Genomic DNA, 15,267 nt, shown 5'->3' on the forward strand with positions numbered 1-15,267 from the left:
GTCGAGAGGTGCCCGACGATCGGCGGGCGTGAGGAGCCTATGCGCAAGTTTGGCCCCAGTCCGGCGAACGAGAAGAATTCACCGGACCGGCCGGCGCGCGACTCGCCCCTGGACTCGAGTCGCACGCCACGCACGTCGGGGCGAACTCTTGGTACGCTTGCGTACCCAGGATGGTACGCGTGTGTACCGATGTCAAGCGGACTTCCAGGAAGAGCGGGTGGGGGAACGGTGCAGGACCAGGACGCGAGCCTCGCGAGGACGGCCGACATCGCGCAACGGATCCTCGCCGGTCTCGAGGACGTGCTCGCCCGGCGTCCCTTCGGCGAGATCGCCGTGGCCGACATCGTTGCCTCGGCGGGCATGTCCAAGCGAGCCTTCTACGAGGTCTACCCGCACAAGGCGGCGTGCCTCATGGATCACGCCGACCGCTTCCACGCGAGCTGGGTGGAGGAGCTCGAGGCGCGGGTGCTCGACGCCCCGGACCGGTTGGCCGGCGCGGAGGTAGCGGTCCGCGCGTTCCTCACGCAGACCCACGAGCGGCCGTTCCTCGCCCGAGCCCACCTCGTCGACCTCTACAACCTCGGCCCCGAGGCGATCGCGCTGCGTCGGCAGGTGAAGGGTCGCTACGCCACCATGCTGCAGCGTCTCTCTGCCGCCGACGACGGCACCGAGAAGGTCGAGCTCGACGGGGAGACCGCCCTGCGGATCATCGGTGCCATCGACGACGTGCTCATCGCCCTGGCCTTCGACGACGTGGACGACGCGGAGTTCGAGCGTCGCGCCCAGTCAGCCGTCGCCCTCGTCCGCGCCGTGTTCGTCGGCCTCTGGGTCGAGCAGGAGTGGGGCCCGATCGACCTCAACCGACTCGCCTCGGGCGCGGCGCCGGACGCTAGTTGACCTGGCGCTCCTGACCCTCCCAGAACTCGGCTCGCAGCTTGAACTTCTGCAGCTTGCCGGTGGCGGTGCGGGCCAGCTCCTCGCGGAACTCGATGCGCTTGGGGCACTTGTATCCGGCCAGGTGCTCGCGCGTGTGGGCGATGAGGGCGGCCTCGTCGACGCCGGCGTCGGGATCGACCACGACGAGTGCGGTCACCAGCTCGCCCCACTTCTCGTCGGGGATGCCGATCACGGCCACCTCGCGCACGGCGGGGTGGGAGGCGAGGGCGTCCTCGACCTCGATCGAGGAGACGTTCTCGCCGCCGGAGATGATGACGTCCTTCTTGCGGTCGGCGATCGTCACGTAGCCGTCCTCGAACGCGCCGCCGTCACCGGTGTGGAACCACCCGCCGGCGAGTGACTCCGCGGAGGCGTCGGGATTCTCCCAGTAGCCCTCCAGCACGGTGTTGCTGCGGGCGAGCAGCTCGCCGGAGTCGTCGACGCGGATCGACGTCGACAGCGCGGGGGCGCCGGCGCGGCCGAGGTTGCGGGCCTGCTCGGTGGGATCGAGGTCGTCCCACTCCTCGCGCATCCGGCTCATCGTGAGCAGCGGCGCGGTCTCGGTGAGGCCGTAGATCTGGATGAACTCCCAGCCCAGCTCCTCGCGCACGCGCTCGATCGTGCGGGTGGGCGGCGGGGCCCCGGCCACGACGCAGCGCACGCGGTCGCGACCGGTGGGGCCGTCCCAGTCCTTCAGTGCGTCGAGCACGGCGGACAGCACCGCGGGGGCGCAGCACAGGTACGTGACCTGGTGGTCCTCGATGCGGCGCAGGATCTCGGCGCCGTCGACCTGGCGCAGCACGACGTGCTTGGCGCCCATGCCGGTGACGCCGTAGACCTGGCCCCAGCCGTTGCAGTGGAACATCGGCAGCGTGTGGAGGTAGACGTCGCGGTCGCTGACGGAGGCCTGCCAGCCGAACACGGTGGCGTTCGTCCAGAGGGCGCGGTGCGTCTGCTGCACGCCCTTGGGTCGTGCCGTGGTGCCCGACGTGTAGTTGATCGTGGCGGTGGCGTTCTCGTCGGGCTCCCACGCGCGAGGCTCGGCGCCGTGCTCCGGCCGCTGGCCGGTACCTTCCGCCGCCCGCTGCCCGGCACCCCCGCCGGGGGCGGGGCTCCAGCCCCACACCGCCTCGTCGTCCTCGCCGACGACGAACACGTGCTTGGCGCCCGAGCAGGCGTCGCGCAGGTGCTCCAGGCCCGGGTCGAGGATCACGACCTCCGCGCCGCTGTGCTGCACGATGTACTCCACCTCGGCCGGCGCGAGCCGGAAGTTCACCGGCACGAACACGCGCCCCCAGCCGGAGACGCCGAAGAACGACGTGTACAGCCGGGCGGCGTTCTGCGACACCATCGCCACGCGACCACCCACCGGGACGTCGAGCTCGTCGAGGCGCGCGGCCTGCGCCTGAGCGAGCCGCATCACCTCGGCGTACGTCAGCTCACCCCATGACGCCGCAGGCTGGTCCGGCTCGTCGACGACCGCCACCCGGTCGGGGTAGACCGTGACGGCGCGGTCGAGGAAGTCGCGGATGCTGAACGGGACGATCACGAGGGCCTCCAGAGCGTATGACGCGGGTCACGCCCATCATGCAACGCTCGGTGTTGCACCGCCGTCGCAGGTCACCGGACCCGCGTCCTGGACACTTCCGGGTCACGGACCCGGGTCGGAACGCCCCGGACGTGTCCGAACCGTTCAGCGGGCCGCGCGCCACTCGTCGGCGAGGAGGGCGTAGCCGAGGGTGTCGACCCAGCCGAGGTCGCGGTGGAGACTGTCACGGACGCCGTGCAGCTCGCGGCGCATGCCGACGCGCTGCATGAGGCGCCACGACGGTTCGTTGAGGGCGAAGCACTCCGCCCTGACCCGGCGCACGCCGAGGTCCTCGAAGCAGATCCGCAGCAGCTCCTCCACCGCCTCCGTCATGAGGCCGCGACCGTGGTGGACCGGCGACAGCACCCAGGCGAGCACCGCGACGGAACCCCGAGCCTGCTCACGGACGTCGCGCTGGGCCCAGGCGTCCTCCACCACCAGCATCATGTCGCCGACGACGGCGCCCTCGATCTCGACGGCCAGCGAGTGCGGGAGGTCCTGCTCGGTGAAGTGGGAGGCCATCACCTCCTCCCGCGAGCGGGCCGGACGCCCGAGCCAGCGACCGACGTCGGGGTCGGACCGGTACGCGAGCACCGCGTCGACGTCGTCGACGGTGAGCGGACGCAGCGTCAGGCGCGACGTGCGCCGCGGCCAGGCGAGGTCAGCCAGGCGCGGACGGATGATCTCGTCGTCGGGCACTCAGCGATCGTAGGGGTAGAACCCGTGGCCGGACTTCTTGCCGAGCAGGCCCGCGTCGACCATGCGGTCGAGGACCGGGGGCGGCGAGTACAGGGGCTCCTTGAACTCGTCGTACATCGAGACGCCGATGGCGCGCACGGTGTCGAGACCGATCAGGTCGGCCAGCGCCAGCGGGCCCATCGGGTGCCCGCACCCGAGCACCATGCCGGAGTCGATGTCGGCCGCCGAGGCGTACCCCGCCTCGTACATGCGGATCGCCGACAGCAGGTACGGCACGAGCAGGCTGTTGACCACGAAGCCGGCCCGGTCGGTGGCCTCGATCGGCTCCTTGCCGAGCGTCTCGGAGACGAACGACTGCATGCGCTGCAGCGTCTCGGGGCTCGTGGTGAGCGACGGGATGAGCTCGACCAGCTTCATGACCGGTGCCGGGTTGAAGAAGTGCACCCCCATCACGCGGTCGGCGCGACCCGACACGGCGCCGAGCTTGACGATCGGGATGGACGACGTGTTCGACGCGAGGACGGCGTCGTCGGACTCCAGGAGCGAGCCGAGGGTGCGGAACAGCTCGAGCTTCGTCTGCTCGTCCTCGCTGGCCGCCTCGACCACCAGGTCGCGGTCGGCCAGCGCCTCCAGGTCGGCCGTGAACGTGACCCGCTCGAGCGTCTCCGCGACGTCCTCGGGCGTCATCTTGCCGCGCTTCTCGGCCCGGCGCAGCGAACCCTCGACCCGCTCCGCGGCACGCTTGGCGGCGTCGTCGTCGACCTCCACCGTGACCACGGACAGGCCCGCGCGGGCGCCGACCTCCGTGATGCCGGACCCCATGAGTCCGCCCCCGACGACACCCAGTCGCGCGATCGTCATCGTCTCTTCCTCACCCTCGATTGCTCGGACGTCCAACGATCTCCAGCGTACGGGACGCCGACGTGCGAACGTGAGGCGACCCTCAGGTGTGATGCAGGCGCGTGGTGCGGCCGGACGAGCGGGGTCGACGTGGTGGGATGGGGCCATGCGTGCACGTCGTCCGGCCCTGCTGGCCCCGATCCTGGCCGTCGCGGTGCTGACGGCGGGCTGCAGCGGCGACGACCCCCAGCCCGCCACGAAGCCCACGGCGACCGCCTCGCCCACGGCCAGCGGCCTGCCGGCGGGAACGCCCGTGCCCGAGCTGCTCTCCGGGGTCCGGTGCAACCCCGACGACGACGGCGTCTGGGCTGCGGTCGGCGTCGTCTCGAACCCCACCAAGAACCCGGTCAGCTACCAGGTGAGCGCCCAGGTGGGGCCGGCCGACGGCGCGGGACCGGCCACCACCCGCCGGCTGGTCGACGTCGCCGCCGGGACGAAGGTGCGGTTCAGGCTCGACGAGATCCCCACGTCCTCGCCGGACGGCCCGTGCCACCTGCAGCTGCTCGCCCTCCAGCCCGACTGACCCCGGACACGGCACGAGGGGCCGACCGCGTGCGGCCGACCCCTCGTGCTCGGGGCTGCGTCAGGAGCGGGCGATGCTGACCATGTCCTCACGGGGCACGACCTTCACGCGCTCGCGCTCGTGCTCGTGGGCCTCGCCGAGGCCCATCTCGTGGGCGTCGAGCTTCTCCCAGCCCTCCCACGTCGTGTACTCCAGGCCGCGCGAGTCGAGGTAGGCGTCGACGGACTGGGGCTCCGGCTGCGCCGCCTGGGCGAGCGTGGGAGCGTCCTCGAGCAGCATCGAGATCGTCTGGGCCGCGTCGGACTTGGTGTGGCCGATGAGGCCGACCGGTCCGCGCTTGATCCAGCCGGTGACGTAGGCACCCGGCAGGGCGGAGCCGTCGATCTCCACGACCCGGCCGCCGTCGTTGGGCACGACGCCGGCGGTGATGTCGAAGGGCAGGCCGGGCAGGTTGTCGGAGTAGTAGCCGACGGCCCGGTAGACGGCCTGGACCGGCCAGTCCACGAGCTCGCCCGTGCCGCGGACGTTGCCCGTGCCGTCGAGCTCGGTGACCTCGGTGCGCAGACCCACGACCTTGCCGTCCTCGCCGAGGATCTCCACGGGGTTCTGGCAGAAGTGGATGTGGATGCGGTGCGGGGCGCCCGTGGGCTCCTTGGCCAGGTAGTTCTGCAGCACGTCGACGACGAGCTTCTGGCTCTTCGCGGCCCGGATGGCTTCGAGGGAGCCCTCGTCGAGCTCGAAGCCCTCGGGGTGGACGATGACGTCGATGGTCGGGGAGTGGCTGAGCTCGCGCAGCTCCATGGGCGTGAACTTGACCTGCGCGGGACCGCGGCGCGCGAACACGTGCACGTCCTTCGTCACGTTCTTCTTCAGGCCCTCGTAGACGTTGTCGGGGATCTCGGTGACCAGCAGCTCCTCGGCCGTCTTGGCCAGGATGCGCGAGACGTCGAGGCCGACGTTGCCCACGCCGAGCACCGCGACGGACTCCTGGTGCGGCTGGAAGGGCCACTCGCGGTCGACGTCGGGGTGCCCGTCGTACCAGTACACGAAGTCGGCGGCACCGTGCGAGCCGTCGAGGTCGATGCCGGGGATGTCGAGGTCGCGGTCGCGGCGCGCGCCGGTGGCGAACACGACGGCGTCGTAGAACTGACGCAGGTCGTCGAGCTTCAGGTCGTCGCCGAACGCGACGTTGCCGAAGAAGCGGATGTCGTCGTTGGCCATGACGCGCTTGAGCGCCTTGACGATCTCCTTGATGCGCGGGTGGTCCGGCGCGACGCCGTAGCGGATCAGCCCGAAGGGCGTGGGGTCGCGCTCGAGGAGGTCGACGCTCGCGCCCTCGAAGGGTGCGGGGACCTCGGACTTGGTGAGGATGTCGGCGGCGTAGACGCCGGCGGGGCCGGCGCCGACGATCGCGACCCTGAGCTTCCTGCTCATCAGTGTGACTCCTGGGGGCTTGCGGGCACACCGACCGGATCATGCGGTGTGCATGAGGCCATCCTAAGTTCTCCGCACCAACCCTGCGCAGTCGTCCGCGGTGCGAGATCGCCCACGTCGAGCGCGGCCGAGCCCGGCGAGTCGTCCGGTGATCGGGGGCTCGGCTCGCCCGGTCAGCGGAAGCGACGACCCTCGTCGCGGCGGAACGCCCAGACGGTGACCGCGCCGGCGGCCAGCGTCCAGCCGAGCAGGACCAGCAGCTGGGTGGCCTCGCCGCCCGACCCCGTCATCGACGAGACGACGAGGTCGCGCGCCGCTCGGGTGGGCGTGGCCTGCGAGGCGGCGTCGAGCCACGACGGGAAGGTCTCGGGCGGGACGAACAACCCACCCAGGAAGGCGAGCGGGAACAGCACGATCTGGGCCACGGCCAGCGCGGCCTTCGGGCGCAGCGAGTACCCGATGGCGAAGCCGATCACGAGGAACGGGACGCCGCAGGTCAGCAGCGTCAGCCCCACCCATGGCAGGCGAAGGAGGGGGACGTCCGCGTCGGTGAGCAACGTCGAGATCACGGCGACCGGCAGCAGGCCCAGGGCGCTCAGCACCACGCCGGTGACGATCCGGGCCACCAACGGCGCCACGGAGCCGGCGGGGAGCGACCGGATGAACGTGTCGAAGGGTCGCTGCCGGTCCTCGGCGATGCCGGCGCCGTAGGTGAACAGGCAGACCGACACGATCGAGAAGAGCGCGATCTGGCCGGTGGCGGCGGTCGCTGCGGACGGGTCGCCCGCGACCGCGCGCTGCGGCACGACGAAGCACAGCAGCACGAGGGCCGGGAAGGCCACGGTGCTCACGATGACGATCGGCTCGCGCAGCGCCTCGAGGACGGACAGCCGGGTGTGGGCGAGGGTGATGCGCAGCGCGGGTGCGGTGCGTCGTGGTGCGGTGGTGGTCGTGGTCATGGGGTCCCCCGTGGACGCTGGATGGGCTGGGTGGGTCAGGCGGCGGTGAGGTGGGTGAAGGCGTCCTCGAGCGAGGCGCCGCGGACACGCAGTCGGGCGAAGTCGGCGGCGCCGTCGACGAGGGCCCGGACGACGAGGTCGGCGTCGCGGGCGAGGACGACCACCTGGTCACCGTCGACCTGGACGTCCACCACGCCGTCGAGCTCGGCCACGCGGCCCGTGGTGCCGGACCAGGAGAGCCGGTCCACGTCGACCCGGCCGAGCACACGCTCGAGGGTGTCGTCGACGAGCACCCGCCCCTCGGCCATGACGGCCACGCGGTCGGACAGCTCCTCGACCTCCTCGAGGTGGTGGCTGGTCAGCAGGACGGCCACGCCGTCGTCGCGGTGGGCGCGGATGCCCCGCCAGAGAGCGTGCCGGGCGTCGACGTCGAGCCCGGTCGTCGGCTCGTCGAGCAGGACCAGGGCGGGGCGTCCCACGAGGGCGAGCGCGCAGGCGAGGCGTCGCTTCTGCCCACCGGACAGGCCCCCGCACCGCCGGTCGGCGAGCTCGGCGATGCCGAACCGGTCCAGCGCCTCCAGGGTCGGGAGCGGGTCCGCGTGGTGGTCGGCCACGAAGCGCACGACCTCCGCGGCGGTGAGGGACTCGGGCAGTCCGGTCTCCTGGGGCGTCACGCCGATCACGGCACGGTGTGCCGGCCGACGGGGGTCGAGCCCGAGCACGCGGACCGTGCCGGTGTCGGGCGTGCGCAGCCCGGAGACCATCGACAGCAGCGTGGTCTTGCCCGCACCGTTGGGTCCGAGCAGGCCGACGACCTGCCCGGCACGGACCTCCAGGCTGACGTCGTCGACGGCGGGTCGGTCGCCGAACGAGCGGCTGACGTGGTCGATGGTCAGGACGGGTGTGCTGGTCATGAGTCCCCCTGGATGAGCTGACGGAGCGTGCGGGTGTAGGTCTCGAAGGCCGTGCGGCCCGTGTCGGTGAGGCCGACGTAGGTGACGGGGCTGCGTCCGTTGATGGTCTTGGTCTGCTCGACGTAGCCGGCGTCCTCGAGCTTGCGCAGGTGCGTGGAGAGGTTGCCGGCGGTCATGCCGAGCTCCTTCTGCAGGCGGGGGAAGGTGAGCGTCTCGCCGGGCTCGAGCACGGCCAGGAAGGCCGTGACCCGGAGGCGGGCCTGCGCGTGGATGACGGGGTCGAGCTCGCTCACGGGCGCCCCGCCCGGTCGCGTGCCGCCGCCACGGTCGCGACGGCGAACCCGCCGCCGCCGAGCACCGCCATGGCCAGGTACAGGTGTGCGCCGCCGACGAAGGAGGCGATCCCCACGGTGACCGCGATCCAGCCGCCGAGGACGAGCTGGCGTCGGTCGCGCAGGGCCGCGCCGGTGCCCATGTAGAGGCACGCGACGACGAGGCACGGCAGGCCGTTGTAGACGATGGCCGCGGCGTCGCCCTCGATGCCGGCGCGTCCGATCGCGCCCGCCGTGAGGCTGCTGCCGATGAAGCCGAGGGGCCACGCCCAGCCGAGCATCGCGTTGGTCTCGGCGTCGGGCCCGCCGGTACCGCGCGTCCGGCCCTCGATGTGCGCGACCGTGACCACGATGGCGGCCACGATGAGCACGCCGAAGACGATCGGTCCGGGCAGTCCCGGCTGCCCCTCCGGGCCGGCCCACACGAACAGGGCCAGGTAGCCGACGCCCCAGGCCAGCGCCCAGACGCCGTAGACCACCCGTTCGTCGACGCGCACCGAACGTCGGGCGCGCTCGCGCTCGGACTCGATCAGCGCCCAGCTCTCAGCGAGGTCGGGGGTGCGGTCGTCGTCGGTCATGATGCGTCCGCAAAGCAGTTTGTCATGCAAAGTAGTTTGCACGGACCCGCGGAGAAGGTCAAGACCGTGCGGGGTCCCGGGTGCTGTGCTCCCGCTGTGGAGTGCGCGAGGATGGAACCTCGCGGAGGTCGGGTCCGTTGGGCTGGTTGACGACGCAACCACATCCGCGTCCCAGCCCGACTGACTGGAGAGACCCATGACCCTGCGCCGCCACCAGAAGGCCCTCCTGGCCCTGACGGCCACCTCGACCCTGCTCTTCACCGCCGCGTGCGGGAGCGACGCCGACTCCGACGCCGGCTCGTCCTCCTCGAGCTCGGCCACCAGCGCGGCCGCCGACGACAGCGGGTCGTCCGAGGCTTCGGGCGACTACACGGCCGGCACCTACGAGGGCTCCGGCAGCTACTCCAACCCCGGCGGCACCTCCGAGGTCGACGTCGAGATCACCCTCGGCGACGGCGGCGTCATCGACGACGTGACGGTCACGCCCAAGGCGTCCGGCACCTCGAAGCAGTACCAGGAGAAGTTCGCCGGCGGCATCGCCGACGAGATCGTCGGCAAGAACATCGACGACATCGACGTCTCCAAGGTCGCAGGCTCGTCCCTCACGTCGGGCGGCTTCAACGAGGCCGTCGACCAGATCAAGTCCGAAGCCCAGGCCTGAGCCCCACCGGGGTCCGACGCATGGCGACCTGGACGTTCGAGGCCATCGGGACGCGGTGGGCGGTCGACACCGCGCAGCCGCTGGCTCCGGGCGTCCAGGTCGACGTGCTCGCCGTCATCGAGCGGTTCGACCGGGCGTGGTCGCGGTTCCGCGGCGACTCCGTGGTCACGGCCATGTCGCAGCAGGCGGGGACCTGGCGCGACGTCGAGTCCGCCGCGCTCCTGCTCGACCTCTACGACGGCCTGCACGCCGCGACCGACGGTGCGGTGACGCCCCTGGTGGGCCGCTCGCTCGTGGCGCTCGGCTACGACGCCGACTACTCCCTCAGGCCCACCGGTGCCGACGCGGTGCCCGAGGACTGGGCGGCGCTTCGGCGTGACGGCGCCGTCGTGGCCGACGTCGACGGGACCGTCCGCACCGACCGTCCGCTGCTGCTCGACGTCGGGGCGGCAGGCAAGGGCCTGCTCGTCGACCTCGTGGCGGTCGTCCTGGAGAACCGTGGGCTGAACGCGTTCGCCGTCGATGCCAGCGGCGACCTCTACCACCGCGGCTCGGCGCCGATCAGGGTCGCGCTGGAGCACCCGGCCGACCCGACGAAGGCCATCGGTGTCCTGGAGCTGGAGCCCGAGCAGGCCCTCTGCGCATCTGCGGTGAACCGTCGGACCTGGGGCGACGGCCTGCACCACGTGGTCGACGGTCGCACCGGTCTCCCGACGGACGACGTGGTGGCCACGTGGACCCTCGTCGAGCACTCGTGCATGCAGGCCGACGGCCTGGCCACCGCGCACTTCTTCGCCGATCCCGAGGTCCTGATGGACCTGCACCCGCACCACTTCGTCCGCATCCACGCCGACGGTCGCGTCCTGCGGTCGCCCGACCTCCCTGGGGAGCTGTTCACATGACTCGAAGCACGACGACGCGGTCTCGTCCGAGCATCGACGGGCTCCTCGGCCGCGTCACGATGTACCGGCTCGTCACGATCGTGCTGGCCGTGGTCGCGGCGGTGTACGTGGTGTTCACGGCGACCGGCGTGATCGAGGGGCTCTCCACCGTCGGCAACCTGGTGGCGCTCGCGGTGCTGCTGGTCGCCTCGGTCGGGTCGAACCGCCTGCTCGGCCTCGTGTGGCGCCTGAAGCCGCACGACGAGTCGGCGGTGATCACGGCACTCCTGCTGTTCTTCCTGTTCGCCCCGCTCCCCGAGGCGGCCGGGGGCGACGGTGCGGGTGTCGGCGCCGCGAACCTCGCCTGGCTCGCAGTCGCGGCGGTGCTGGCGAACGCGTCGAAGTACCTCCTGGCCTGGCGGGGGCGGCACGTGCTCAACCCGGCCGCCGCCGGCGCGCTGCTCGTCGTCGTCGTGCAGTGGGCGGTGGGTCGGGAGTCCAGCATCAACGCGTTGTGGCAGACCGCGGCCACCGAGGCGCTGGCCCCGTTCGTCGCCGTCGGCGCCCTGCTGGTGCTCTGGCGGACACGTCGGCTCGACGTCGGTCTGGTGTTCGCGGTGGTCGCGTTCGCCATGGTGCTGACCGGCCTCACGGCGGGCTTCGGCACGCCGTTGTCCCAGGCGTGGCAGACGGCGCTGTACTCCTACCCGATCCTGTTCATGGCGGGCTTCATGGTGAGCGAGCCGCTCACCCTGCCGCCGCGGCGCGGGCAGCAGCTGGTCGTGGCCGCCGTCATGGGCGTCCTCCTCGGATTCCCGACGTTCGCGTCGGTCCTCGACGTCACCCCGCCCACGTGGGGGCCGCTCTCGATGACGCCGGAGCTCGCGATCGTGCTGGGCAACGTGGTGGCGTTCGCCTTCGCCCGGCGGACCGGCGTGGTGCTGGAGTCCGCGGGCGCGCGTCGGCTGGCCGGCGACACGTGGGAGGTCACCTTCCGCCCCCGCCGCCGGGTGCGCTTCGAGCCCGGCCAGTACCTCGAGCTGCACCTCCCGCACGCCGGTGCCGACCGCCGCGGCGTGCGGCGGGTGTTCAGCATCAGCTCGCCCCCGCAGTCCGACGACCTGCGCATCGCGATCCGGGTGCCCGAGCCCGCGTCCTCGTTCAAGCGGGCGCTGGTGGACCTCGACGCGGGACAGCGGGTGCGCGCGACGGGGGTCCACGGAGACTTCGTGTGGCCGCGCGACGCGAGCCGACGCGGCGGGAAGTCGCTCCTGCTCGTGGCCGGCGGCATCGGGGTGACACCGTTCCTGAGCCAGCTGCGCTCGGGCGAGGCCCGCGACGTGGTGCTCGTCTACGGCGTGCCCGACGGCGACGCGGTCCCGTACCGCGACGAGCTGGTGGCCACCGGCGTGCGGGTGGTGCTGGTCTCGCCGGAGCCCCCGGGCGACCTGCCCGACGGCTGGGTCCACGTGGCGGCCCCGTTCGTCACCGGCGAGACGATCGACGAGGCGGTGCCCGACGCGGCCTCGCGCACGGCGTACGTGTCCGGTCCGCCCGCGATGGTCGCCGGCGTCCGGTCCGCCCTGCGTTCCCGCTGCGCGGGTGTGCGGACGGACTACTTCTCGGGGTACTGACCTGCGGCTGCGCCGACGTCGGCTCCGGGTGGACCTGCGGCTGCGTCGGCGCGGTGGGTGTGGCCCTGCGGCTGCGTCGGCGCGGCTCCGTGGGGACGTGCTGCTGCGTCGGCGCGGCTCCGTGGGGAGGCGGTCCCCGAAAGGGCCTCGACGGGACGGCGGCGCGGCGCTCGGCCGAGCACCCCGGCCCCGGCCGTGCGTCTTGACGCCTTCCGGTCGGTCTCTGCCGCAGGAACCGACGTCACCGCGTCAGATCGCGTTTCGGACAGTTCCGGGGCGGTCGAGGGTCCCCGAATGCCCCGGAACTGTCCGAAACGGAAGCCGCAGTCCGAGGACTCGCCCGCGTCGCTGGTGCCGTCCGGTCGAGGCCTTTTCGGAGGCCGCCGCGACGACGACCGCAGCCGACGCAGCCGAAGGCCGAGGCTCGGGCAGGCCTTCGAGACCTGGCTGCGGCGTTCCGGACAGTTGTGTGGCGGTCGAGGGGTCCCGAATGCCCCGGAAGTGTCCGAAACGGATGGACTCCAAAGTTGAGTGGAATGGACTCAACTCTCATGATGTTGTACCTGATGTACGGCGAACCGCGCCGACGGAAGGACGCACCAGGAGCAGCCCATGGACCTCTCGAACCTCACCACCCGCAGCCAGCAGGCGCTGGCCGCCGCGATGCAGCAGGCCGCAGCCGCCGGGAACCCGGCCATCGAGCCGGCTCACGTGCTCACGGCCCTGCTCGCCCAGGACGGCGGCACCGCCGCACCCCTGCTGCAGGCCGCCGGCGTCGACGTCGCGGTCGTGAGGTCCGAGCTCAAGGCAGCGGTCGACGCGCTGCCGTCCGCATCGGGCACCAGCGTCCAGAACCCCGGGCTGTCCCGCAGCACGCACGAGGTGCTGCAGCGCGCCGCCGACCTCGCCGGCGAGCTGGGTGACGAGTACATCTCGACCGAGCACCTCGCCGTGGGCGTCGCCACCGTCGCCTCGTCCGCCAAGGACGTGCTCGCCAAGCACGGCGCCACGCCCGACGCCCTCGGTGCCGCGTTCGAGACCGTCCGGGGCGGGGCCCGTGTCACCAGCGCCGACGCCGAGGACACGTACCAGGCGCTCGAGAAGTACGGCGTGGACCTGACGGCCGTGGCCCGCGAGGGCAAGCTCGACCCCGTCATCGGCCGCGACGCCGAGATCCGTCGGGTCGTGCAGGTGCTGAGCCGTCGCACCAAGAACAACCCGGTGCTCATCGGCGAGCCCGGTGTCGGCAAGACGGCCGTCGTCGAGGGTCTGGCCCAGCGCATCGTCGACGGCGACGTGCCGGAGTCGCTGCGCGGCCGTCGGCTCATCAGCCTCGACCTCGGCGCGATGGTGGCCGGCGCCAAGTACCGCGGTGAGTTCGAGGAGCGGCTCAAGGCCGTGCTCGAGGAGATCAAGGCCTCCGACGGCCAGGTCATCACCTTCATCGACGAGCTGCACACCGTCGTGGGCGCCGGCGCCACCGGCGACTCCGCCATGGACGCCGGCAACATGCTGAAGCCGATGCTGGCGCGCGGCGAGCTGCGCATGATCGGCGCGACCACGCTCGACGAGTACCGCGAGAACGTCGAGAAGGACCCGGCGCTGGAGCGCCGCTTCCAGCAGGTGCTCGTCGGCGAGCCGTCCGTCGAGGACACCATCGCGATCCTGCGTGGTCTGAAGGAGCGGTACGAGGCCCACCACAAGGTCGCCATCGCCGACGCCGCGCTCGTCGCGGCCGCGGCCCTCTCCGACCGGTACATCCCCGGTCGCCAGCTGCCAGACAAGGCCATCGACCTGGTCGACGAGGCCGGGTCGCGCCTGCGCATGGAGATCGACTCCAGCCCGGTCGAGATCGACGAGCTGCGCCGCGCGGTGGACCGCCTGCGCATGGAGGAGCTGCACCTGCAGAACGAGAGCGACGACGCGAGCCGCGACCGCCTCGACAAGCTGCGTGGCGAGCTGGCCGACAAGCAGGAGACCCTGCGGGCGCTCGAGCAGCGGTGGGAGAGCGAGAAGCAGAGCCTGAACGCCGTCGGCGAGATCAAGGAGCGCATCGACGAGGTGCGCATCGCCGCCGACCGCGCCCAGCGCGACGGCGACCTCGAGACGGCCGCGCGGCTGCTCTACAGCGAGATCCCCACCATGGAGGCGCAGCTGGCCGCGGCCCAGGAGGCCGAGTCGGCGCGCGAGTCCGGCGACGGCGAGGACCGGCTGGTGAACGAGGAGGTCACGGCCGACGAGATCGCCGAGGTGGTCGCGGCGTGGACCGGCATCCCCACGGGCCGTCTGCTCGAGGGCGAGACGGGCAAGCTCCTGCGCATGGAGGACGAGCTGGGCAAGCGGCTCATCGGCCAGCGCGAGGCGGTCACCGCCGTCTCCGACGCGGTGCGACGCAGCCGGGCCGGCATCGCCGACCCCGACCGCCCGACCGGGTCGTTCCTGTTCCTCGGTCCCACCGGCGTCGGCAAGACCGAGCTGGCCAAGACGCTGGCCGAGTTCCTGTTCGACGACGAGCGCGCGATGGTGCGCATCGACATGAGCGAGTACGCCGAGAAGCACGCCGTCTCGCGGCTCGTCGGTGCCCCTCCCGGCTACGTCGGCTACGACGAGGGCGGCCAGCTGACCGAGGCGGTCCGACGTCGGCCCTACTCGGTGGTGCTGCTCGACGAGGTCGAGAAGGCGCACCCGGAGGTCTTCGACATCCTCCTGCAGGTGCTCGACGACGGCCGGCTCACCGACGGGCAGGGCCGGACGGTCGACTTCCGCAACGTCATCCTCATCCTCACCTCGAACCTGGGCTCGGCGTTCCTGGCCGACCCGGCGCTGGACGACGCGGCGAAGAGGAGCGCGGTGATGGACGTGGTCAAGGCCTCGTTCAAGCCGGAGTTCCTGAACCGACTCGACGAGATCGTGACGTTCGAGCCGCTGGGCACGGCGGAGCTGACGCACATCGTGGACCTGCAGCTGGCCTCGCTCGGTCGACGCCTGGAGGCGCGGCGCATCACGCTCGACGTGACCGACGCCGCCAAGGAGTGGCTGGCGCTCACCGGCTGGGACCCGGCGTACGGGGCCCGTCCGCTGCGCCGGCTCGTGCAGCAGGCCATCGGCGACCGGCTCGCGAAGGCGCTGCTGGCCGGCGAGGTCCGCGACGGCGACACGGTGCGGGTCGACCGCGAGGTGGGCGCCGACGGGCTCCCCGTCGACGCGCTCTCGGTGCGGGCCGGCTGA

The 15,267-nt window shown here is 72.1% G+C and carries 14 protein-coding genes; 6 read left to right on the top strand and 8 right to left on the bottom strand.

What is annotated here, in order from left to right; all coding sequences use genetic code 11:
* Positions 1-228: 228 nt before the first annotated feature.
* Complete coding sequence (locus tag NBW76_RS03315) at positions 229-897, top strand: TetR/AcrR family transcriptional regulator (protein WP_056556529.1); 669 nt, start codon at positions 229-231, stop codon at positions 895-897.
* Here the strand turns inward: NBW76_RS03315 and NBW76_RS03320 are convergent.
* The 3 genes from NBW76_RS03320 to NBW76_RS03330 form a co-directional block, all read right to left on the bottom strand.
* Positions 890-2,485 (bottom strand): AMP-binding protein, encoded by a 1,596-nt coding sequence (locus NBW76_RS03320; protein WP_055962950.1) that lies wholly within the window; start codon positions 2,483-2,485, stop codon positions 890-892. The two genes, NBW76_RS03315 and NBW76_RS03320, sit on opposite strands and share 8 nt — an antisense overlap.
* 144 nt (positions 2,486-2,629) lie before the next feature.
* Positions 2,630-3,223 carry a GNAT family N-acetyltransferase gene (locus tag NBW76_RS03325; RefSeq protein ID WP_235493065.1) on the bottom strand — a complete coding sequence of 198 codons (594 nt, stop codon included), beginning with the start codon at positions 3,221-3,223 and terminating at the stop codon, positions 2,630-2,632.
* The gene (locus NBW76_RS03330) at positions 3,224-4,084 is read right to left on the bottom strand and encodes a 3-hydroxybutyryl-CoA dehydrogenase (protein ID WP_055962953.1); all 861 of its coding nucleotides are present in this window, start codon (positions 4,082-4,084) and stop codon (positions 3,224-3,226) included.
* A 145-nt stretch (positions 4,085-4,229) separates the two neighbouring features.
* Between NBW76_RS03330 and NBW76_RS03335 the strand changes: the two genes are divergently transcribed.
* Entirely contained in the window at positions 4,230-4,646 is a 417-nt protein-coding gene (locus NBW76_RS03335) for a hypothetical protein (protein ID WP_055962956.1), read from the top strand.
* 60 nt (positions 4,647-4,706) lie between these two features.
* On the opposite strand, the gene NBW76_RS03340 is transcribed toward NBW76_RS03335, so the two are convergent.
* The 5 genes from NBW76_RS03340 to NBW76_RS03360 form a co-directional block, all read right to left on the bottom strand.
* Complete coding sequence (locus NBW76_RS03340; RefSeq protein WP_055962959.1) at positions 4,707-6,080, bottom strand: FAD-dependent oxidoreductase; 1,374 nt, start codon at positions 6,078-6,080, stop codon at positions 4,707-4,709.
* Between the two features lie 173 nt (positions 6,081-6,253).
* Complete coding sequence (locus tag NBW76_RS03345) at positions 6,254-7,039, bottom strand: ABC transporter permease (RefSeq protein WP_056556526.1); 786 nt, start codon at positions 7,037-7,039, stop codon at positions 6,254-6,256.
* 35 nt (positions 7,040-7,074) lie between these two features.
* Entirely contained in the window at positions 7,075-7,953 is an 879-nt protein-coding gene (locus NBW76_RS03350; RefSeq protein ID WP_055962968.1) for an ABC transporter ATP-binding protein, read from the bottom strand.
* Positions 7,950-8,246 carry a transcriptional regulator gene (locus tag NBW76_RS03355; protein ID WP_055962972.1) on the bottom strand — a complete coding sequence of 99 codons (297 nt, stop codon included), beginning with the start codon at positions 8,244-8,246 and terminating at the stop codon, positions 7,950-7,952. Before NBW76_RS03355 ends, NBW76_RS03350 begins: the two co-directional genes overlap by 4 nt.
* Complete coding sequence (locus NBW76_RS03360) at positions 8,243-8,863, bottom strand: hypothetical protein (protein ID WP_056556523.1); 621 nt, start codon at positions 8,861-8,863, stop codon at positions 8,243-8,245. Before NBW76_RS03360 ends, NBW76_RS03355 begins: the two co-directional genes overlap by 4 nt.
* Before the next feature lie 196 nt (positions 8,864-9,059).
* Here NBW76_RS03360 and NBW76_RS03365 point away from each other — a divergent pair, with 196 nt between their 5' ends.
* From NBW76_RS03365 to clpB, 4 genes are all read left to right on the top strand, one after another.
* Positions 9,060-9,524 carry an FMN-binding protein gene (locus NBW76_RS03365; RefSeq protein ID WP_156364882.1) on the top strand — a complete coding sequence of 155 codons (465 nt, stop codon included), beginning with the start codon at positions 9,060-9,062 and terminating at the stop codon, positions 9,522-9,524.
* Positions 9,525-9,544: 20 nt separating this feature from the next.
* A complete protein-coding gene (locus NBW76_RS03370) occupies positions 9,545-10,426 on the top strand; it encodes an FAD:protein FMN transferase (protein WP_056556520.1) in 882 nt (293 codons plus the stop codon).
* Positions 10,423-12,039: an FAD-dependent oxidoreductase gene (locus NBW76_RS03375; RefSeq protein ID WP_082482049.1), complete on the top strand. Its 1,617-nt coding sequence runs from the start codon at positions 10,423-10,425 to the stop codon at positions 12,037-12,039. The genes NBW76_RS03370 and NBW76_RS03375 overlap by 4 nt, the downstream gene beginning before the upstream one ends.
* A 612-nt stretch (positions 12,040-12,651) precedes the next feature.
* Positions 12,652-15,267 carry an ATP-dependent chaperone ClpB gene (clpB, locus tag NBW76_RS03380; protein ID WP_250246815.1) on the top strand — a complete coding sequence of 872 codons (2,616 nt, stop codon included), beginning with the start codon at positions 12,652-12,654 and terminating at the stop codon, positions 15,265-15,267.

It is taken from the genome of Aeromicrobium sp. Leaf245, assembly GCF_942548115.1.
In the GTDB taxonomy this organism is placed as follows: domain Bacteria; phylum Actinomycetota; class Actinomycetes; order Propionibacteriales; family Nocardioidaceae; genus Aeromicrobium.